Source organism: Quadrisphaera sp. GCM10027208 (assembly GCF_042658805.1).
Classification (GTDB): Bacteria; Actinomycetota; Actinomycetes; order Actinomycetales; family SCSIO-59966; genus SCSIO-59966.
Genome location: NZ_JBHSRC010000005.1, coordinates 90893 through 111190, shown reverse-complemented (window position 1 = coordinate 111190; position 20298 = coordinate 90893). Strand labels below are relative to the sequence as shown.

Below are 20298 nucleotides of genomic sequence, written 5' to 3'. Positions count from 1 at the left end.
CACCGGGAGCACCGTTGCCACGTGGTACCGCTGGCAGTACCATCTGCGTATGGCTCCGGCAGACCAGCAGGGCCCGTACATCGAGGTGTCTCACTACACCTACCGCGTCACCTGGTCGGCGGAAGACGATGCCTTCGTCGCCACCGTGGTGGAGTTTCCCTCCCTCTCGTGGCTGGCACCCTCCCAGAGCGAGGCTCTCCAAGGCCTTGAGGCCCTGCTGTCAGACGTTATTGCCGACATGCTGCAACAGGGCGAAGACGTGCCGGAGCCGATCTCTGAGCGCAGTTACTCCGGTAAGTTCAATCTCCGGCTGGGCGAGACGCTGCACCGAGACATTGCACTGCGTGCGGCCGAGGAGAATCTGAGCATCAACCAATGGGTGGTTCGAAAGCTCATGGCCGACCGATGATCTCCACGACGCATGGCCGCAGGCGAGATATGGCGAGGAGCAACCCCATCGAACGGCCGTTCACTCCCCGGTCTCGGCGGCAGCCAACGTGATCAAGTCTCGTTCACCAGGAGTGCCCAACAGGTCCTTGGGTGAACGACCTCCCAGCCGGCTGTTACTGCCAACCCACCAGGAGGCGACGCCCCAGGGGTCGTCGGCCGCTCCCAGCTCGTGGTTCACCTGGGAGACCACGGCTCGCAAGCAACGGGCTACCGGGTCAAACTGAAACGCGGGGTACAGGTACTGGTGCTGGTACGGGATGCCTACCAGCCGTCCGGCACGACGCAGGGTGCTGGCGGCCTCACGAGAATTCTGGCCAGTCCGTCCCAGCGCCTGAGCTACAGCGCGAGAATCCAGCAGGTCTTCGGCAAGCACGGCCCGGTGAGCGCCGGAACGGATCACCGCCCGGCGCAGCTCGTCTTCCAGATGCGTGCGGGCGTTCACCGGAGATCCGGCGTGCGCCTCCACCGTCACGTCCTCGGTGAGGACGGCGACGATGAGGGACCCAACCTCGGAGGCCCGACCGTCGGAGACTCGACCCGCCAACGCTGTCTGCACGACGTTGGCGAATTGGCTCGGGGACAGCTCCCTCAGCTCTGCGATCAACGCGTCGGTCATCTCGACCTCCGAGGCCCTACGTTCGACGAGCCAGCCGCTGGATTCACACTACGACCAACCGGGGCAGCTCGACCACGCTGTGCCGCCGCTCGTCGACGAGCCGCTCCTTGGCCCAGTCGAGCACGACCGGCTCCTGGGCGAACAGCACGATCTGCCGCTCCTCGGACAGCCGCAGCAGCAGGTCCAGCAGCTGGCGGGTGCGCCCGTCGTCCGCCTGGACCGTGACGTCGTCCAGCAGGAGCGGACTCGTCTCACCCTCGGTGGTCAGGTGCTCGGCCAGCGCCACCCGCAGCAGGAGGTAGACCTGCTCAGCGGTGCCCACGGACAGCTGGTCCGCGGACCGCCAGCGCCGCTCCGGCCCGCACACCTGCACCCGCAGCGTGGCCGGGTCGACGGTGGCGTCGACGTACCGGCCTTCCGTGACTACCGGCAGCCAGCCGCGCAGCGTGGTCGCGATCACCGGGGCGATGTCGCGGTGCACCGTGTCCTGGGCCCGGGTGAGGAACTGCTGGGTGAGGGCCAACGTCCGGGACAGCTCGGTCACCCGGTCGAGCTCCGCGGTGGCGGCGGCGAGCTCCTCCTCGGCCTCGGCCACCGACGAGAGGGTGCGGGCCCGTTCCTGCAGCACGCCGTCGGCGTGCTCGGCCCGCGCAGCGGCCTGCCTGGCCTCGGCCCGGGCGGCGTCGAGGGCCTCTCCGGTTACCTGCAGGTGCTGGGCGGCGGCCTGCGCGTCGAGCGACCCGGTAACACCGATGGCGCGGGCGTGCTGGTCGCGGCGCTCGGCGGCCTCCGCGGCCACCTGCCGGTCACGGTGAAGCGCGAGGTCGGCCCGGTCCCGGTCCTCCGCCAGCACCTGGACGTTCTTGCGGACGTCCTCGACGGTGTCTCCCGCCAGCAGGGTCGTCAGCTCCGACCACTCGCGCTGGCGCTGCTCCCGGCCGGCGGCCGCGGCGTCCTGGCCTTGCTGCCACTGCTCGAGTCGGACGGCGAGAAGATCCAGGTCGTTGTCCGCGCCGCCGGGGCCGGCCGGGTCGATCACGCCGACCAGGGCTGCGGCGGACCGCAGCGCCTCGCCGGCCTCCTCGCGGCGCCGGTGCGCCTGCGCGGCGGCGGCCTCCTCACGCCGCCGCGCGTCCAGGGCGGCCAGAAGGCTGTCGCGCCGCGACGCCGCTGCGGCGGTCTGCGCGCGCTCCGCGCACTGCTCCTCGTAGGCGCGCACCGCGCTCTCGACGGGCTCGCCGTCCTGGACCGGGTGGCCACGGTCGGCCAGCGCCGCGCGCAGCCGGTCACCGGCCGCTGTGACGTCCTCGGCGCAGGTGTGGTCGTCGCGCTCCCACCGGTCGAGCCGGCCGCGTTCCTCGAGCACCTGCTCGGCCTGAGCCGCCAGCTCGCGCAGGCGCTGCGGGTCGGTGGGCAGGCCGCGGGCCGTGGCCCGGGACTCGATCTCCGCCCGCACCGCCTCGGCGCGCTGCGCGGCCGACAACGCAGCGGCACGCCGCCCCTCGAGCTCGGCGACGGTCCGCTCGGCGGCCAGCACGTCGACCGGCGGGGCACTACTGCCGGCCGGAGCGCCCCGCCGTCGTCCGAGGACGACCGCGCCGACGGCGGCGCCGGCCGCGACCAGCCCGGCGCCCACGGCGGCCGGCACCTGACCGGCGACGCCCAGCACCACCGCGAGCGCGGCGGCGAGCCCGGCGAGCACCCAGCCGACGAGCGCCGTCCGCGGCCCGGATGCGGCCGGTGCCCCGGCGGCGCGTGCCGCAGCGAGCGCGCGCTGGGCCTGCTCCAGCTGGCGGTCCAGGTCCGCGGTGTCGGGTTCGGTGCTCCGGACGCCGTCCAGCTGGGAGGCGAGGTCGCGGACGACGGCGGGCCCGGCGGCGACGGCGGCGGCCACGTCGGGACGTTCGTGCAAGCCCTCGGTGACCTGCGGTCGGCGGTCGTCGTGCGCCTGGGCCACGGCCACCGCGTTCTGGTAGCGGTCGAGTGCGGTCCGGACCTGCGCGCTGACCGCCGTGTCGCCCTGCGGTGCGGCCGGCAGGGCCTCCACCTGGGCCTCGAGGTCTGCGGCGGTGGGCCCGTGCAGGGTGGGTGGCGCCGGGGCGGCGCGCCAGGCGGCCAGGGCGTCGGTGACCGTCCGCGACTGGTGCCCGGCATCCTCGTGCCGGGCCGGCGGCCCGTCGGGGAAGGTGGCGTGCAACTTTTCGATGCGATCCAGCCGCTCGCTCTCGGCGGTCAGCCGGGTGGCGGCGTCCTGCGCGTGCCGCTCGGCGAGGCCGACACGCTCGGCGGCGGTCGCGGCGTCCCGGACGAGGGACACCAGCGTCTGCGCGGACCGGTGGGCGTCCTCGGCGGCGCGGACGGCGTCCTCGGCGGCGGTGGCCGCGGCGCGCTGGACGTCGGCGTCCTCGACCAGCTCGAGGTACTCCTCGTGGGCGGATCGGGCACGGTCGAGTGCCGCCTGGGCGGCGGCCAGCCGGTCCTTCACCTTGCGCAGCGGACGGGTGGAGTTGGCCTGGTCGCGTCCGACCCGCTCACGCATGAACGTGTCGAGGGCGGTGAGGGCAGCGGCGGCCGTCGCGTCGGTGCCGGCGGTGGACGCCGCGCGCTGGAGGTGCTCCTGCAGTCCCTCCGCGGAGGCGAGCACGGACAGCAGCTGTGCCTGGGAGACGCACGCGGTCGCCGCGAAGGACGTGCGGTCCAGGCCGAGCCAGCGGGAGGCGTCCGGCGCGCCGTCGTGCATGATCTCGTCGGAGACGTCGCGGCCGAGCGCCAGGTCCATGGCCCGGCAGTCGACCTTGCCCTCGAGGTCATGGGTCAGCTCGACCTTGCGGCCGTCGTTCAGGACGACGACGGCGGACACCCGCCAGTCCGGGTGGTCCCACGGGCGGTGCTTCGCGGCGAAGGCCCGCTCCTGCTTGGTCGACGCGCCCCGGCCGCGGCGTCGGCCGACGAGGGCGGCGTAGATCGCGGCGTGCCAGGAGGACTTGGCCGACTCGTTGACGCCGGCGATGACGTTCATCCCCGGGGCCAGCTCGAGGCTCTGGTCGACCAGTGGGCCGAACGCGTGCGCGGTGACGGACTCGATCCGCATGTCAGTGCACCTCCAGCTCGCTGGCTCGCCCGTCCAGGGCTCGCAGCCCGGTGACGATGACCCGGCGCTGCTCGTCCTCGTCGAGGCCGGCGGCGAGCACGTCGCGGACGAACTGGCCGCGCACCGTGTGCTCGGCGGCCAGCGCCTGGACGTCGTAGCCCACCGCGATCCGGCCGAGCCGGGGCACCAGCGCGTCCAGGTGGGCGCCGACCCCGTCGAGGTCGCCCAGGTGCACCTCGACGTCCGGGGCGACCTCACCGGTCACGGTGACGCGGACGATGCCGGTCAGCCCGCGGACGACCGCCTCGGTCCGTGCCCGGACCTCGCTGGACGACGTCGCGCCGGTCACGTCGACGGTCACGTCGTGCACCGCCGTCGACGCCACCGGGTGCCGCTGACGCTCGACGGTGCCGTCGTCGTGGACGGTGACCAGGACGGCCGCCCGCTCGCCGGTCTCGCCGAACGACAGTGGGTCCGGGTTGCCCGGGTAGGTGTGGCGCTCGGCGTCCCGCGGGGTGTGGAAGTGGCCGAGCATCGCGTGGTGGATGCCGGACCGCTCGATCTGCTCTGCGGAGAACGGGGCGTGCGGTGCCTTGCCGGCCTCCTGGAACGCCAGGGCGGCGGCCTCCGAGCCGTGGAAGAGCGCGACGTGGACGCCGCTGCGCTCGACGCGCCAGTCGCCGGCCAGGAAGCCGTCGGTGTTGGCCGGGGCGCGGTGGGCCGCTCCCCACAGGGTGAGACCGTCGTCCATCGTCACCGGGAGCAGTCGGTCCTCGGTGAACACGTGCACGTTCGGGGTCCACTCGACCTGCCGGTACAGGCTCGCGGGGCCGTACCAGTCGTGGTTGCCGGGGGCCAGGTAGACCGGGCACTCGGTGCGGGCGAACTGGTCGCGCAGGAAGTTCGCGGTGTCGGGTGTGAAGCGCTCGTGCTCGTACAGGTCGCCGGCACAGGCGATCGCGTCGGCGTCCAGCTCCTCGGCGAGCTCGACGATGCGGCACAGCGTGTCGCGCAGGGCGTGCCGGCGCCGACGGGCCAGGTCCGGGCCGGCCCAGCTGAACGGCGTGTCGAGGTGCAGGTCCGAGAACAGCAAGAACTTCATGGCACTTCCCCGTTCCTGGCCCTGTCCCCCGGCGCTGCGGACCGGGCGGGACAGGGCCGTCTCCGCTGGTCCTTCGATACTGCCAGGGGGCACCGACAACGACGTGGACCTGGGGCTGCGCCTGGGCAAGTGGTCGAGCCGTGGGACCGCGGTTGACGTCGCTGACGGCACAGCTCGCACTCCAGTGCGTCGGCGGCCGCCGGTCATCGTGACCGGCGGCCGCCATCACAACCGATGCCGCGTCAGCTGCAGCCGCTCGTGCTCCCGCACCCCTCGCACACGTAGCAGCTGCCCGCCGGCCGCATCTTGGTGCCGCAGGTGAAGCACATCGGTGCGTCCGACGCCTTGCCCTGCAGCGCCTCCATCAGCTCGGCCGACGAGTGGACCTCGACCGGCGCGGACTTGGCGGTGGCTGCCCCGGCGCCGGAGTCGGTCGCCTCGACGGGAACCGGCTTGGCCTGCGTGACCGGCGCCGACTGCGAGAGGCCCTCGTAGTCGTCGTCCGACTCTTCCGTGATCGGTTCGTACGTGCCGGTCTCGAGCTGGCGGGCCCGCTCGGCGGCGGTGTAGATCCCCATCCCGGCCCGCGTCTCGAACGGCAGGTAGTCCAGGGCCAGGCGGCGGAAGACGTAGTCCATGACGGACTGGCTCATCCGCACGTCCGGGTCGTCGGTCAGACCGGCCGGCTCGAACCGCATGTTGGTGAACTTCTCGACGTAGGTCTCCAGCGGCACGCCGTACTGCAGCGCGATGGAGATCGCGATCGAGAAGGCGTCCATCACGCCGGCCAGGGTCGAGCCCTGCTTGCCGAGCTTGAGGAACACCTCGCCGAGCCCGTCGTCCGGGTAGGAACCGGCCGTCATGTACCCCTCGGCCCCACCGACGCTGAAGGACGTCGTCCGGCTCGGACGAGACTTCGGCAGCCGCCGGCGGGTCGGCCGGTACTCGACGACCTTCTCCACCTTGGGCTCGTCGGCCGCGGCCTCCTTCTTCTTGCCGTCGCCGAGCGGCTGACCGACCTTGCAGTTGTCACGGTAGACCGCGATGGCCTTCAGACCGAGCTTCCACCCCTGGAAGTAGATGTCCTCGATTTCCTCGACAGTCGCCGACTCCGGCAGGTTCACGGTCTTCGAGATGGCGCCGCTCAGGAACGGCTGCGCCGCAGCCATCATCCGCACGTGGCCCATCGGCTTGATAGCCCGCTCACCGATCGCGCAGTCGAACACCTCGTAGTGCTCCGGCTTGAGGCCAGGGGCGTCCACAACATGCCCGTGCTCGGCGATGTACTCGACGATCGCCTCGACCGTCTCGTCGGCGTAACCGAGCTTGCGCAGCGCCCGCGGGATCGTCTGGTTGACGATCTGCATCGACCCGCCGCCGACAAGCTTCTTGAACTTGACCAGGGAAAAGTCGGGCTCAATTCCCGTGGTATCACAGTCCATCATAAATCCAATGGTGCCAGTCGGAGCTAGAACACTGGCCTGTGCATTTCTCCAACCATTCTTGGCGCCAATGGAGTTGCCCTCTTCCCACATCTTCGTCGCGAGCCGCTGCACGTCCTTGTCGATTGCGTGCATCGTGCGGATCGCGTCGTTCGCCGCGGCGTGCTTGCGCATCACCCGGGCGTGCGCCTCGGCGTTGCGAGCAAAGCCCTCGTACGGTCCGACCACGCCGGCCAGCTCCGCCGACCTCTTGTACGCCGTCCCCGTCATCAGGGACGTGATCGCCGCAGCCAGCGCGCGACCGCCGTCCGAGTCGTACGCCAGGCCGGAGGCCATGAGCAGGGCGCCAAGGTTGGCGTACCCGATGCCAAGCTGGCGGAACTTGCGCGTGGTGTCGCCGATCGCCTCGGTCGGGAAGTCCGCGAAGCAGATCGAGATGTCCATCGCCGTGATGACGAGCTCGACCGCCTTGGCGAACGTCTCGGCGTCGAAGCTGCCGTCGTCCTTGAGGAACTTCAGCAGGTTCAGGCTCGCGAGGTTGCAGCTGGAGTTGTCCAGGTGCATGTACTCGGAGCACGGGTTGGAGGCGTTGATCCGGCCCGACTCCGGCGTGGTGTGCCAGTCGTTGATCGTGTCGTCGTACTGGACGCCCGGGTCGGCGCACTCCCACGCCGCCTTGGCGATCTTCTTCCACAGGTCACGGGCGTCGATCTCCTCGATCACCTCGCCGGTGGTGCGGGCGGTCAGGCCGAACCGGCCGCCCTCCTCGACCGCCCGCATGAACGCGTCACTGACCCGCACGGAGTTGTTCGCGTTCTGGTACTGGACGCTCGTGATGTCCTTGCCGCCGAGGTCCATGTCGAAGCCTGCGTCGCGCAGGACCCGGATCTTGTCCTCCTCGCGCGCCTTGGTCTCGACGAACTCCTCGATGTCCGGGTGGTCGACGTCCAGGACGACCATCTTCGCGGCCCGGCGGGTCGCCCCACCGGACTTGATCGTCCCGGCGGAGGCGTCAGCCCCCCGCATGAACGACACCGGACCGGACGCCGTCCCGCCGCTGGAGCGCAGCAGCTCCTTCGACGAGCGGATCCGTGACAGGTTGAGGCCGGCGCCGGAGCCGCCCTTGAAGATCATCCCCTCCTCGCGGTACCAGTTGAGGATCGAGTCCATCGAGTCGTCGACGGAGAGGATGAAGCAGTTGTGGACTCGAAGGTTTCCGCTCAGGTACTCGCCGGACTCGGTCTGGATGTCATAGACGTCCATGGCACCGATCGGCTCGATGCGGGCGATCTCAAGCCTCTTCGTCGCCTGGGAAGAAAGGCCAGGCTTGTCGAAGCTTCGCTCAAGCTTCTCACTCTTGATGGGATCGACGAAACCGATCTCGTCGGTGAACGTCCTCCGGTCGCCCTCGTTCTGGATGCGCAGCGTCCAGCAGCCGACACGATCCGTGCGGGCGTCCCTCTTGAAGCCGACGCGGGAGAAAATTCCGAACCGCAACAGCAGAGACTGCATTCCGCGAATGATCCCTTCGGAGATCATGTCGACCTCAACCACGGTGGAAGACGACCGTGCTGAGACAAAACCTTCGGCCTGGAAGACGCTCCGCAGATAGGCAGCGACAACCGGCAACGGGGCGCTGTAGAGCTGGGCCGGGACGGTCATCTCGACCCCACGCGTCCGGAGGCCCCACCGCTCGACGAAGTCCGTGAGCGGCTCGCCGTACAGCCGCGTACGACGACAGTCGAGCGTGGCGTCCTTGGTCTCCACGCGCCGCTCATGGCGGTGGACGTTGGGGAAAACGACATCGAGCGCATCCGTCACCCACGCCTTCTCTGCGTCGGTGACCGTCATAGCCTCAATGGTCAACGAGCGGTTGGTTCCCTCGTAACGCCCAACGAAACCATCCGACTGCAGCCACCCAGCCAAGGCGGCCTCTGCCACATCGCGGCGGGTGATTTCGGCGTCTCCGAACGCCTCCCTGCGGTGCCACTCCAACTGATCCCCGGCCTGCAGGGTTCCGGCAGGGACGAACCCGCCAGAGCCCTGACCGGAACTCTTCCACACCAAGTGGTCCGCAGTGACGTCGAGCTGGTACCCGGCCTTGGTGTGAATGCGCAGCACGTCCTTCACACCATTGTGCTTGACCGCCAGGATCTTGGTGAGCCCGTGAGCGTCGTAGACCTTCGTCCCGACAGCGTTGCGCTCCACCAGCTCACCGATTGGCACGAAGCCGTCAGGCGTGCTGACGAGCGCGTCGTACGGCTGGCAGGCGCTCACCTGCTGCGGGCTCGACGTCCCGACGTTGAACCACACCGGCGAGTTGAACGAGAACACCTGGTGCAGCAGCATCCAGGTCAGTTCGTGCTCGAAGATCTCGGCGTCGGTGTCACCGGCGAAGTAGCCGTGCTCCTTGCCGGCCCGGACGTAGGTGAGCACGACCCGGTCGATGAGCTGCTTGAGGCTCTGCTCGCGCTCCTCGGTCCCCACCGCACCACGGAAGTACTTCGTCGTGACGATCGTCGAGGCGTTGACGCTCCAGAAGTCGGGGAACTCCACGCCTCGCTGCTCGAAGATCGTCTCCCCCGTCTTCCAGTTCGTCTGGACGACGTCCCGCCGCTCCCAGGTCACCTCGTCATAGGGGTGCACACCGGGGGTGGTGTAGACCCGGTCGATGGTCAGGCCCTTGCCGCCGGCGGGCTTCGGCGTCCGCTTGCGGCCCGCGGTGGTGTCGGGCGTGGTCTCCGTCATGGCGTGCTCCCCAATCCCCTGGTGCTCTCAGTGTCGACGTACTGGTGTTGTCGTGCTGCTCGGTGCCCCTGTGGCGGGGTCGGCTGCTGTGGCGTGGTGACCGCTGGCGGCGTCGGCTTCCCCTCCGCCGCCGCCAGCGGTGGTCTAGGTGCCGCGGCGGACGGCGGTCGCGGGCTCGGCGCTGGTCGCGGGCTCGGAGCTGGTCGCGGGCTCGGCGCCGGTCGGCTCCCGCTCCGCGCGCAGCAGAGTGATCGCGGCCTCGAAGTCCTCGAGGGACTCGAAGCCCTGGTAGACGCTGGCGAACCGCAGGTAGGCGACCTCGTCGAGGTCGCGCAGGGGGCCCAGGACGGCGACCCCCACCTCGTGCGCGTCGATCTCGGCACTGCCCGAGGCCCGGATCGACTCCTCGACCTGCTGGGCGAGCAGTGCCAGCTGGTCGTCGGTCACCGGCCGCCCCTGGCAGGCCTTGCGGACCCCGGCGATGACCTTGTCGCGGCTGAACGGCTCACTGACCCCCGAGCGCTTGATCACGGTGAGGCTCGCGGTCTCGGCGGTGGTGAACCGCCGACCGCACTCAGGGCACTGTCGCCGGCGGCGGATCGTCGTGCCGTCGTCGGAGGTGCGCGAGTCGACGACCCGCGAGTCGGTGTGCCGGCAGAACGGACAGTGCACCGTCGTCCTCCTCTCCCGCCTGTCCACCGGCTGTGGACGAGTTCGTCGTCCCTGTCCACAACCTGTGGAGGAATGCCACCAGTGTAACTACTAGATGTTGGGGTGAACGCTAGGCCGAGACCCAGTCGTTGCGCAAGGTCCGCGGGCCGAGTTCTCGCGTGTCGCGGCAAACCCGCAGGTCGGTGCCCACGCCCGCGTGTCGCGTCCTGCGGCTGTCTGCGGCGGACGCCGTCCTGGCGAACCCGATCGGTCCCGGTTGCGCCCGGTCCGCGCCCCAAGCATGATCACAAGTAGCAGCAGGGTGGGCACCGGTCCTGGTGCCACCACCACACGAGGAGGCAGCTGATGGCATTCACCTGGCCCGAGGACCGCAAGGGCAAGCGCATCCGGGGCGACGAGCGCGCGGCGATGGCCGCCGAGGCACGGCGGCTCTACGAGTCCGGCAAGTCCATCCGGGACATCCACGAGATCTCCGGGCGCTCCTTCGGGTTCATCCGCAACCTCCTCGTCGAGAGCGGCGTGACCTTCCGCGGCCGCGGTGGAGCCACCCGGCGCAAGGCCTCCTAACTGGCCCAGGCCCCCGACGACGGCGCGTGATCGCCGTCCGAGGAGGAGAAACCGGGCCGCCAGGGGCCACCCGCCCCCGCGCACGGCCGCGACTCCTCCCCCGGTGGCGATGACGCCCGGGTGTCGCACCAGCTGCCCGTCCCTGGCCTTTCGCCCCTGGCCGGCCTTCAGCACGCGGCGCAGGCTGACCGCGGGAGGCAGCCATGCACGCCATCACGGTCTCGGACCTGCACAAGCGCTACGGCGACGTCAGGGCCGTGGACGGCCTGTCGTTCACCGTTGGCTTCGGGGAGGTCTTCGCCGTGGTCGGCCCCAACGGGGCCGGCAAGACGACGACGGTGGAGATCCTCGAGGGGCACCGCCACCGCACCTCCGGCACCGTCGACGTCCTGGGCACCGATCCGGCCACCGGCGGGCGCTCCTACCGGGAACGGATCGGGATCGTGCTCCAGGACGCCGGTCTGGAGGAGGACTTCACCGTCGCCGAGCTGGTCCGGCTCTACCGCGGCATGTACCCACGCCGACTCGACGTGGACGAGGTCGTCGCACTGGTCGGGCTCGCCGACAAGCGCGACGCCCGGGTCAAGACGCTCTCGGGCGGGCAGCGGCGCCGCCTCGACCTCGCCCTGGGACTCGTCGGCGACCCGGACGTGCTGTTCCTGGACGAGCCGACCACCGGGTTCGACCCCTCGGCCCGGCGCCGCGCCTGGGACCTCGTCGGGTCACTGCGCGGCCTCGGCAAGACGGTCCTGCTCACCACGCACTACATGGACGAGGCCGAGCACCTCGCGGACCGCGTCGCCGTCGTCGTCGCCGGTCGGCTCGTCGCCTGCGGCACGCCGGAGGAGATCCGGGCTACCGGCGACGCCGTTGCCACCGTGGCGTTCCGGCTTCCGGCCGGCGTGGTGCCCGCCGACCTGCCCGAGCTGGACGGCGCCCTCCTGCCCCGAGGTGCCGGCTGGCGGCTGAGGACGACGACCCCGACCCTGGCGCTGAACAGGCTGACCGGGTGGGCGGTCGGCCGCGGCGAGGAGCTGCCGCAGATCGAGGTGACCCGGCCGTCCCTGGAGGACGTCTACCTCGAGCTCGTCGCGGCTGCGGGCACCGACGCCCGTCCCGACGCCTCGACTCCGCGGCACCGGTGAGTCCGTGAGCACAGGCCTGTCCAGCCGAACGGCACGCCCGTCCACCGAACGACGTCCGTCTCTGGGCCGGCTCGGCCTGGACCAGCTGCGGTTCACGCTCACCGACCTGTGGCGGGCTCGGCTCGTCGTCATCTTCACCCTCGTGCTGCCGCTGACCTGGCTCGTCGTCCTCGGGTTCCTCGCCGGCAACGACGTGCTTGACGGCACCTCCGGGATCCGCGTCATGCAGGTGGTGACCCCGAGCGCCGCAACGATGGGCGTGCTGTTCGCGGCCTTTCCCACCGTGGCCACGGCAGTCGCCGTCGCTCGCGAGCGCGGAGTGCTCCGCCGGGTGCGCGGGACGCCGCTACCCGCCGGCGTCTACCTCGGGGCCAAGGTGGTCAGCGCAGCGCTGGTCGCGGTCGCCGCCTACACGCTGATGCTCCTCGTCGGCGTCCTGGTCTACGACGTCCAGGTGTTTTGGCGGACCGTGCCGGCCATGGCAGTCACCGTCCTGGTCGCCACCGCAGCCTTCGCAGCCCTCGGCCTCGCCGTCGCGGCACTGGCCCGCTCGGGCAACACCGCTCAGGCCGTCGCGATCGGGCTGGCGGTGACGATGTCTTTCCTGTCCGGGTTGTTCACCGTCGGGGAGATGCCGGCGTGGATGCAGCACGTCGCTGACGTCCTGCCGGTCGGGGTGCTGCTGCGGGCCCTGCAGGGGCAGCTCGACCCGTTCTCCACCGGCTCAGGGTGGGACGGCGGGGCCCTGGCCGTCCTCGTCGTCTGGGGCGCCGGGGCGGCGGCAGTCACCCTGCGCACCTTCCGCTGGGAGCCGGCGGCCGACCGGACGTCGTCCCGGGGACGGCGGGCCACCACCCACCCGGCACCCGGGCCGACGCACAACAGCAGCGGGGCCTCTCGGCGTCCGGCGGGTCTGGCCGTGGCCGAGGCCGGTCGTCCGGGCCCGGTGTCCCTGGTCGTCGCGCAGACGGCGGCGGCGACCCGGGCAGCGATGCGGGACCCCGGCTGGCTGTTCTTCGCCGTCGCGATGCCGCTCGGCCTCTTCGTGCTCAACGCGGGGATGAGTCGCTCCGCCGGGGGCGACCCGGATCTGGTCGCCGTCCTGGCGGCCGGCATGATCGCCTTCGGGACGGCCGTCACCGCGTTCGTCAACCTGCCGGAAGCCGTGGCCACCGCCCGGGACCGCGGTGTGCTCAAGAGGCTGCGTGGGACGCCGACACCGGCCGCGGCCTACCTCGCCGGGCGGATCCTGTCGGCGCTCTGGATCGCACTGCTCACCGCCGTCCTCCTTGTCGGGGTGGGTGTGCTGTTCTTCGGCCTGACCCCCACCTGGCCCGGCCTACTGCTCGCCGGCGCGTTCGTCGTCCTGGGTGCGGTGACCCTCGGCGCGTGCGGCTTCGCCCTCGCCGGCGGCCTCCCGGACGCGAAGGCCGTCGGCGCGGTGGGGCTCGGCGTGCTGCTGCCGGCGTCGTTCTTCTCCGACGTCTTCGTCGTGAACCCGCCGCAGTGGATGTCGACGGTCGGGTCGGTGCTGCCGCTGCAGCACGTCGTCCGGCTGCTCGACCGTGCGCTGGACCCGGCCGGGACGGCCGTGGCGTGGGGCTCGTTCGCCGTCGTCGTCGTCTGGCTGGTCGGCGCCTCCCTCATCGCGCTGCGAACCTTCCGGTGGGAGGCACGCGAGGACCACGACCCCGGACGGCGCCCCCACGGCCGGTAGCGTGCCACCCGTGACCAGGGGGCTCGGCGTCCGCGACGTGGCGCACGCGTTCGGCGGACGGCAGGCGCTGGCCGGAGTGTCCTTCGACGTCGTCCCGGGAGTGATCACCGGCCTGCTCGGCCCCAACGGCGCCGGCAAGACGACGCTGCTGCGGGTGCTGCTCGGCGTCCTGACCCCCGACCGTGGCGAGGTCACCTACGACGGCCGGCCGGTCCTGCCGCAGGACCGGCAGCGCTGGGGGTACATGCCGCAGGAGCGTGGCCTGTACCCGGCGATGCCCGCCGGTGAGCAGGTCATCTACTTCGGCCGGCTGCACCGGCTGGCCAAGGACGACGCCACCACCCGGGCCCGGGCGCTGCTCGCCGAGCTCGGGCTGGGCGACCGGTGGGACTCGCGCACCGACAAGCTGTCCGGCGGGATGCAGCAGCGGCTGCAGCTGGCCACCGCGCTCGTCCACGACCCCGACGTCATCGTGCTCGACGAGCCGTTCAACGGGCTCGACCCCGTCGCGGTGGAGAACCTGTCCGCGACGCTGCGCCGGCGCGCCGAAGCCGGGCGCACCGTGCTGTTCTCCTCCCACCAGCTCGACCTGGTCCAGGACCTCTGCGAGGACATCGTCATGGTCGACGCCGGGCGCACGGTGCTGGCCGGACCGGTGGCCCGGCTGCGCGCTTCCTCCGGGGAGCGCCAGCTGCGGCTGCACGTGCGCGGGGCCGGCCGCGACTGGGTCGCCCGCTTTCCCGGCGTCCGGGTGGTCAGCGACGAAGTCGACGAGCTGCGGCTCTCCCTGACCCCGGACGTCGACGCGCTCACCGTCCTGGACGCTGCCCGCGCCCAGGGCGAGGTCGTCGACTTCGGGCTGGACCTGCCCACCCTGTCCCACCTGTTCCTCACCGCCGCCGGGCGGACCAGCGTCGAGGAGGTGCCGGCGTGAACGAGTGGTGGCGCGGCACCCGGCTCGTCGCCGGACGGGCGATGACCGAGACCGTCCGGTCGCGGTCGTTCAGGGTGGTCACGTTGATCCTGCTGCTCATCGGCACCGCCGGGGTTGTGCTGCCGCAGGTGCTCGGCGGGGACGACGGCACCCGGGCCCTGGCGACGGTCGGGCCGGCCCCGGCGGGTCTCGTCGAGTCGCTCGACGCGACCACGGCCGGCAGCGGCCTCGAGGTCGACTACGTCGAGGTGGACTCCGAGGACGCCGCGCGACAGGCCGTCGAGGACGGCGACGCCGACGCCGCCCTGGTCGGCGACACCCTCTACGCCGGCAGTGACCTCACGGCCACCTTCCCCGCGACCGTGGCGCAGGCCGTGACCGCGTTGGAGACTGCCGATCGGCTCGCCGAGGCCGGGCTGTCCCCGCAGCAGGTCGCCGAGCTGCAGCAGGTGACGCCGCCGGAGCTGGTGCGGGTCGGGGGCGCCGAGGACGCCGACCGCGCGGGCGCCGGGTTCCTGGTCGGGATCGTCCTGTACCTGGCAGTGACGTTCGCCGGCAGCGCGATCGCGACGTCGGTGGCGACCGAGAAGGCGAGCCGGATCTCCGAGGTGCTGCTGCCGGTGCTGCGCTCCAGCCAGATCCTCGTCGGCACGGTGGCCGCGGTGGGACTCACCACGCTCGCCCAGCTGCTCGTCCTGCTCGCCCCGGTCGCGATCGGCGTCCGGGTCACCGACGAGATCGGTCTCCCCGAGGCCGCCTCGAGCGACCTCGCCCTGGGCGTCGTGTGGTTCGTCCTGGGGTTCGTGATGTTCGCGTTCGTGTTCGCGGCGTCCGGGGCGATGGTGGACAAGGTCCAGGACGTCGGGGGCACCATCGCCCCGATCAGCATCATCCTGATCGCCGGCTACATGCTCGGTGTCGTGTTCGCCGCGCAGGACAGCGACGGACCGGTCGCCGTGGCGGCCTCGATCGTGCCGGTCACCGCGCCGCTCGTGATGCCGATCCGGTGGGCGGCGGGCACCGTCCCGGTGTGGCAGCTCGTGCTCGCGATGGTGCTCACCGCGGCGACCGCCGTCCTGCTCGCGGCGCTGGCGTCGCGGGTGTACCGCCGGGCGCTGCTCATCACCGGCCGGCGGGCGAGGTGGCGCGAGGTCCTCGGCGGCTCCACCCCCACCTGACCCCCGCCCCCCTCGGTGATCATGCAATCCCGCCACCCTGCCCACTGAGCGCCCGCTGCCAGAATGCTGGATTCAGCGCCGCTCTCGCGGCGTGTCGCGCCAACAACCCAGCATTCTGCGAGCCGGACGGTGGCCGGTGGGGTGGCGGGATTGCATGATCACGAAGGGGAGCTCTCCGGGTCGGGGACGGCGTCCGGGTCGGGGACGACGTCCGGGCCAGGGATGACGTCCAGCCCCGCGAGGACGTCCAGGCGCTCCCGCAGCTCGTCGTACCGGACGGCCAGGACGCCGGCGACGATGAGCACCCCGCCCGCAAGCTGCACCGGCATCGGCAGCTCCCCGAGCACGAGCCAGGCGAAGACCACGCTGAACAGCACCTCGGTGAGCCCGACGAAGCTGGCCAGCTTGGAGCCCAGCCGCCGGGTGGAGGCGATCCCGGTGGCGTAGGCGAGCGCCGCGGCGACGACGACGAGCAGACCCGCGGGCACCCACCAGGGGACGAGCGCACCCGCCAGCCGGACGTCGTCCGCCGCCCAGGTCATCGGCATCACGCCCACCGCCCCGGCCACGACCAGGGCGACGGTCGCGACGACCATGCCGCCCGCGGCCATGACGAGCGGCGGCAGCCCGGTGGTCTCCCGGGCGGACAGGACGAAGTAAAACGCCAGGCCGACCGCCGCACCGAGTCCCCACAGGGCGCCGCCGAGGTCGACGCGCATGCCGCCGGTGAGGTCGAGCACGAGCAGCAGACCGGCCACCGACAGGACGACGCCGACGAGCGTCCAGGACCGGGGCCGCTGGCCGTGGCGCAGCCACAGCCACAGGACGACGAGGACGACGCCGAGGTACTCCAGCAGCAGGGCGACGCCGACGCTGAGGGTCGTCACCGCGTTGAAGTAGAACAGCTGGACGGCGGCCATCGCGACGAGGCCGTAGACGGTGATGAGAGCGGCGTTGCGGCGCAGCACGTCCCAGCGGCCCCGCAGGGCGACGACTGCCGGCACGGCGAGCAGCAGTGCCGCTCCCCCGATCCGGACGGTCACCGCCGCGCCGGGCGACCAGCCGGTCTCGAGCAGGGACTTCGCCAGCGTGCCCGAGCTGCCGAACGCCGCGGCCGAGACGAGCGCCAGCCAGATGCCGGCTGCATCGACGCCCGGACGGCGCCGCGCGGGGGTGGCGGGACGGTCCAGGACGGCAGGGCGCACGGCACTCACGACGGCAACCTCATCTGACAGGGGTAAACTGCGGGAACGGTGATGACACTACGAGCCCGTAACGTCAGGAGTCAACATGGTCTTCGCCCATGACACCGAGACGTCCCTGGCGTCGTCCGCGGCCTTGATCAACACCCTCGGCGACGGCACCGAGCAGGGCGACACCCTGCGCACGGTCGAGGACCTCGACGCGTTCGTCGAGGCGTGGGAGTACACCGGCAGCCGGACTCACGACGAGGCCGAGCTGGCCGCCGTCCGGGACCTACGCCCGGTGCTGCGCCGGATCTGGACCGCCGAGGACGACGAGGTCGTCGTGGCGGAGGTGAACGCCCTGCTCAGCGGTGCCCGGGCGCTGCCGCAGCTCGTCCGGCACGACGGCTGGGACTGGCACCTGCACGCGACCAGTCCGGAGCAGCCGCTGGCCACCCGGATGGCGGTGGAGGCCGCGATGGCGCTCGTCGACGTCGTCCGCAGCGGGGAGCTGAGCCGGCTGCGAGTGTGCGAGGCCGAGGACTGCGGCGCCGTGCTGGTCGACCTGTCCCGCAACCGCTCCCGCCGGTACTGCGAGGGCGGCTGCGGCAACCGGGTGGCCGTCGCGGCCTACCGGGCGCGCCGGGCAGCCGGCCCTCAGCCCACCGGGCCTCAGTCCGCCGGGCCTCAGCCCACCGGCTCGAGCACGAACAGCGGGATCTCCCGCTCGGTGCGCTCGGCGTAGTCGGCGTAGTCACCGAAGGCCGCCACCGCCCGCTGCCACCACACCGCGCGCTCCTCGCCGTGCACGAGCCGGGCCCGGCAGTCGACCACCCGCGGACCGTCCTGCACCCGGACGTCGGGGTGGGCGAGCAGGTTGTGGTACCAGTGCGGGTGCCGCGGTGCGCCGCCCTCGGACGCAACCGCGCAGTAGACCCCGTCGTGCTCGACCCGCATCAGCGGCACCTTGCGCAGCCGGCCGCTCCGGGCCCCCCGCATGGTCAGGACGACGACCGGTAGCCCGCGCATCGTCGTCCCGCGGGTGCCGCCGGAGGACTCGTACTCCTCGACCTGGCGGCGGACGTGCTCCTTCGGGCTGGGCTCGTAGTGGCTGGGCTCGGACTGGCTCAGCTCGGAGTCCTGTGTCTGCACGGCCGCACCGTACGCGGCGCTCAGCGCGACCACCCGCCCAGGGCGTAGTCGTCGATGGGCGTGCCGTGCTCGTCGCGCAGAGGGCTGCCGATCCGGTTGCGGATCATCTCCAGCCACGGCCGCACGGCTCCGGTCCGCACGTGGCTGCCCATCGCCTCGACCGCGGCGGCCAGCCCCGCGTCGTCCGGGTGGTCGGCGAGCAACCGGTCGAGCTGCTCGCGGACGGCGGCCCGGGCCGGGCCGACGGTGGACCGGACCAGCAGCTGCTGCCCTGTCCACGCCGACTCCCCCGCCGCCGCCAGCCACGACCCCAGCGCACTGGCGAGGTCGGGGTACCTGGCCCGCAGCTCGGCGTCCAGCGGCACCTCCGGCCACACGGTCACCGCCCTCGGCGTGCCGCCGGACCGCTGCTCGAGAACGAGCGCGGCGCCGGTCACCTCGGTCTCCCGCCCGGTACGCAGGTCGGTGACCACCCCGACCGGGCGGCCGGTGTCGGCGTAGCCGTGCCAGCGCCAGGCGCCGCGGCTGTCGGCCGCCCAGCGCTGGATCTCCTCGCCGTGGGCGGCGGCGACCGCGCGGGCCGCGACGTCCTGGACGCCGGGCTCGGGGTGGAAGCGGCTGGTCCGCAGCGGCCGGGCGACCTCGTCGTCCGGCGTCAGGACGGTGAGCGTGCCCGGGGCGGTGCGGGCCAGCTCGACGAGCGCCTCCAGCTGGTCGAGCAGCTCGGTCCACGGCACGCCGTCCGGTGGCCCGTCGGGGTCGCCGAGCCACGGTCCGAGGACGGCGGCGAGCGCGGCCTCGGGGTCGTCGGCGGCAGCGGTCAGCTCCCGCAGCTCGGCGACCTCGGCGGCCCACCGCTCGGTCTCGCCGTCCTGGGTCAGCCGCCACACGCGGGAGCCCAGGGCGAGGTCCGGGTCGAGCCGGTCACGCTCGTAGCCGGGCGGGAAGGCGCCACGCAGGAGGGCACCGGTCAGCGGGACGTCGGGGACGGTCGGCATGGGTGTCATCGTCGGCTCCGGTCGGTCGTGAGGGGGGTGTCGGGGTAGGCGGTGAGGATGAACACGTCGTCGCCGTCCCGGGCCAGGACGACGCGGACCGTCGAGGGCGCGAGCAGCTGGTGTCGGCCGTCGACGAGTGTCATCACCGTGCCAACGTCCGGGTCGGCCGGCACCTGGACGACGAGGGGGCGCCGGCCGCGGCCGGCGGCCCACTCGCGGACCTCGGCCTCGTGCCGCCGCAGCGCCTCACCGACCCAGCGCTCTGCGGTCGCGGCGTCCGACCAGCTCGACGCCCGCCGGGAGGCCGGCGGCGGGCCGCGGTACCCCTCGTCGTAGACGGTGCCGTAACGCAGCCGGTCCTCGAGCAGGTCGGCCTCGAGCCGGTGGCGACGCAGGGTGTGACCGAGCGCGTGGTGCTCGTGGGCGCTGAGGTCCACGCCGGCGAAGAGCTCCTCGAGGCTCTGCAGCCGGGGGCGCGGGGCATCGGGATCGGCCAGGTACGGCGCCCAGCGGGCCCGCTCCTCGGGGGTGAGCCGGGTACCGAACCGCCACGGCAGGGCACCGGCCAACAGGGCACCGACTCCGGCGCCCCACTCCCCGGCCCGCCAGTACGGCCCGGCGAGCATCTCGTCGAGCGTGCGGACCGGGTGGCGCACGGTGTCGAGCAGCCCGTCGCGCAGTCCGGCCACCGTGTCACGCCACGCGTCCCGGTCGGTGACGAACCCCGCGGTGAGGGCCCAGGCGAGCCGGGCCGGGTCCACCACGGCGTCCTGCCAGAACTGCTCGACGCCGGCGCGCAGCTGCGCGGCCGGACCGGTGGCCAGGGCGGCCGTCTCGGCCTCGACCTCGGCCAGGGCGGCGGTGGCGTCCAGGACGGCGGCGGTGTACCGGCGCTCGGCCGCCGCGTGGTCGGCCCACGCCCGCTCGATCCGGGCCGCGGCCGCCGGGGACGCCGGGTCGGCGGCCTGCAGCCGCAGGCCGGCCTCGAGGTCCTCACCGGCCCGGCGCATCGCGGCCAGTGCGGGCGCGACCCGCGCGGCGTAGTCCGCCAGCGCGGCCGCGACAGCGCCGGCCAGCCGCTGCACCTGCTCGGCCTGGCGGGCGAGGTCGGCCCGGACGACGCGCTCGGCGTCCGCGGCCCGGCCGTACCACTGGACCGGGACGGTTCTGCCGACGTCCTGGGCCGCGCCGGCGGCCGCGGCGGCGGCGCGGGCCAGCCGTTCGGCGTCCCGCCCGGCGGCGGCGGGATCGACCGCGGGGACCTGAACCGGCGGGGTCACGGCCGGCGCTGCCCGGACCGGA

At 72.6% G+C, this 20298-nt stretch carries 16 protein-coding genes; 7 read left to right on the top strand and 9 right to left on the bottom strand.

Annotated features, from left to right (window positions below; translation table 11 throughout):
- Positions 1–49 precede the first annotated feature (49 nt).
- Positions 50–409, top strand: coding sequence for a type II toxin-antitoxin system HicB family antitoxin (locus ACFP6A_RS09845; RefSeq protein WP_379603339.1), 360 nt, complete (start codon positions 50–52; stop codon positions 407–409).
- 60 nt (positions 410–469) lie between these two features.
- Here the strand turns inward: ACFP6A_RS09845 and ACFP6A_RS09840 are convergent, their stop codons facing one another.
- From ACFP6A_RS09840 to nrdR, 5 genes are all read right to left on the bottom strand, one after another.
- Complete coding sequence (locus tag ACFP6A_RS09840; RefSeq protein WP_379603338.1) at positions 470–1066, bottom strand: hypothetical protein; 597 nt, start codon at positions 1064–1066, stop codon at positions 470–472.
- Positions 1067–1109: 43 nt separating this feature from the next.
- On the bottom strand, positions 1110–4157 hold the full coding sequence (locus tag ACFP6A_RS09835) for an AAA family ATPase (protein ID WP_379603337.1): 3048 nt from the start codon (positions 4155–4157) through the stop codon (positions 1110–1112).
- A gap of 1 nt (position 4158) precedes the next feature.
- On the bottom strand, positions 4159–5259 hold the full coding sequence (locus ACFP6A_RS09830) for an exonuclease SbcCD subunit D (RefSeq protein WP_379603336.1): 1101 nt from the start codon (positions 5257–5259) through the stop codon (positions 4159–4161).
- A gap of 242 nt (positions 5260–5501) precedes the next feature.
- Positions 5502–9449, bottom strand: a complete 3948-nt coding sequence (locus ACFP6A_RS09825; RefSeq protein WP_379603335.1) for a vitamin B12-dependent ribonucleotide reductase — start codon at positions 9447–9449, stop codon at positions 5502–5504.
- Between the two features lie 144 nt (positions 9450–9593).
- Positions 9594–10121: a transcriptional regulator NrdR gene (gene nrdR, locus ACFP6A_RS09820; protein WP_379603334.1), complete on the bottom strand. Its 528-nt coding sequence runs from the start codon at positions 10119–10121 to the stop codon at positions 9594–9596.
- 345 nt (positions 10122–10466) lie between these two features.
- On the opposite strand from nrdR, the gene ACFP6A_RS09815 reads away from it, so the two are divergent.
- The 5 genes from ACFP6A_RS09815 to ACFP6A_RS09795 all read left to right on the top strand — a co-directional run bounded on the left by ACFP6A_RS09815 (position 10467) and on the right by ACFP6A_RS09795 (position 15662).
- Positions 10467–10688, top strand: a complete 222-nt coding sequence (locus ACFP6A_RS09815; protein ID WP_379603333.1) for a helix-turn-helix domain-containing protein — start codon at positions 10467–10469, stop codon at positions 10686–10688.
- A 203-nt stretch (positions 10689–10891) separates the two neighbouring features.
- Positions 10892–11833, top strand: a complete 942-nt coding sequence (locus ACFP6A_RS09810; protein WP_379603332.1) for an ABC transporter ATP-binding protein — start codon at positions 10892–10894, stop codon at positions 11831–11833.
- Positions 11834–11837: 4 nt separating this feature from the next.
- On the top strand, positions 11838–13550 hold the full coding sequence (locus ACFP6A_RS09805) for an ABC transporter permease (RefSeq protein ID WP_379603331.1): 1713 nt from the start codon (positions 11838–11840) through the stop codon (positions 13548–13550).
- A 10-nt stretch (positions 13551–13560) separates the two neighbouring features.
- The gene (locus ACFP6A_RS09800) at positions 13561–14484 is read left to right on the top strand and encodes an ABC transporter ATP-binding protein (protein WP_379603330.1); all 924 of its coding nucleotides are present in this window, start codon (positions 13561–13563) and stop codon (positions 14482–14484) included.
- Positions 14481–15662 (top strand): ABC transporter permease, encoded by a 1182-nt coding sequence (locus ACFP6A_RS09795; protein WP_379603329.1) that lies wholly within the window; start codon positions 14481–14483, stop codon positions 15660–15662. The genes ACFP6A_RS09800 and ACFP6A_RS09795 overlap by 4 nt, the downstream gene beginning before the upstream one ends.
- 158 nt (positions 15663–15820) lie before the next feature.
- On the opposite strand, the gene ACFP6A_RS09790 is transcribed toward ACFP6A_RS09795, so the two are convergent.
- A complete protein-coding gene (locus tag ACFP6A_RS09790; RefSeq protein ID WP_379603328.1) occupies positions 15821–16876 on the bottom strand; it encodes a DMT family transporter in 1056 nt (351 codons plus the stop codon).
- A 76-nt stretch (positions 16877–16952) separates the two neighbouring features.
- On the opposite strand from ACFP6A_RS09790, the gene ACFP6A_RS09785 reads away from it, so the two are divergent.
- Positions 16953–17591: a CGNR zinc finger domain-containing protein gene (locus ACFP6A_RS09785; protein WP_379603327.1), complete on the top strand. Its 639-nt coding sequence runs from the start codon at positions 16953–16955 to the stop codon at positions 17589–17591.
- On the opposite strand, the gene ACFP6A_RS09780 is transcribed toward ACFP6A_RS09785, so the two are convergent.
- Genes ACFP6A_RS09780 through ACFP6A_RS09770 form a run of 3 tightly spaced genes read right to left on the bottom strand, consistent with a single transcriptional unit; the run spans position 17534 to position 20276 of the window.
- On the bottom strand, positions 17534–17998 hold the full coding sequence (locus ACFP6A_RS09780) for a nitroreductase family deazaflavin-dependent oxidoreductase (protein WP_379603326.1): 465 nt from the start codon (positions 17996–17998) through the stop codon (positions 17534–17536). The two genes, ACFP6A_RS09785 and ACFP6A_RS09780, sit on opposite strands and share 58 nt — an antisense overlap.
- Before the next feature lie 20 nt (positions 17999–18018).
- Positions 18019–18996: a hypothetical protein gene (locus ACFP6A_RS09775; RefSeq protein WP_379603325.1), complete on the bottom strand. Its 978-nt coding sequence runs from the start codon at positions 18994–18996 to the stop codon at positions 18019–18021.
- Positions 18997–19001: 5 nt separating this feature from the next.
- Positions 19002–20276, bottom strand: coding sequence for an RNase A-like domain-containing protein (locus ACFP6A_RS09770; RefSeq protein ID WP_379603324.1), 1275 nt, complete (start codon positions 20274–20276; stop codon positions 19002–19004).
- Between the last annotated feature and the right edge of the window lie 22 nt (positions 20277–20298).

Bases quoted from the DNA above. Each gene is read 5' to 3' on its own strand.
- ACFP6A_RS09815 (WP_379603333.1), top strand. From the start codon at position 10,467: ATGGCATTCACCTGGCCCGAGGACCGCAAGGGCAAGCGCATCCGGGGC.
- ACFP6A_RS09810 (WP_379603332.1), top strand. From the start codon at position 10,892: ATGCACGCCATCACGGTCTCGGACCTGCACAAGCGCTACGGCGACGTC.
- ACFP6A_RS09845 (WP_379603339.1), top strand. From the start codon at position 50: ATGGCTCCGGCAGACCAGCAGGGCCCGTACATCGAGGTGTCTCACTAC.
- ACFP6A_RS09840 (WP_379603338.1), bottom strand. From the start codon at position 1,066: ATGACCGACGCGTTGATCGCAGAGCTGAGGGAGCTGTCCCCGAGCCAA.
- ACFP6A_RS09835 (WP_379603337.1), bottom strand. From the start codon at position 4,157: ATGCGGATCGAGTCCGTCACCGCGCACGCGTTCGGCCCACTGGTCGAC.
- ACFP6A_RS09775 (WP_379603325.1), bottom strand. From the start codon at position 18,996: ATGCCGACCGTCCCCGACGTCCCGCTGACCGGTGCCCTCCTGCGTGGC.
- ACFP6A_RS09830 (WP_379603336.1), bottom strand. From the start codon at position 5,259: ATGAAGTTCTTGCTGTTCTCGGACCTGCACCTCGACACGCCGTTCAGC.
- ACFP6A_RS09825 (WP_379603335.1), bottom strand. From the start codon at position 9,449: ATGACGGAGACCACGCCCGACACCACCGCGGGCCGCAAGCGGACGCCG.
- ACFP6A_RS09785 (WP_379603327.1), top strand. From the start codon at position 16,953: ATGGTCTTCGCCCATGACACCGAGACGTCCCTGGCGTCGTCCGCGGCC.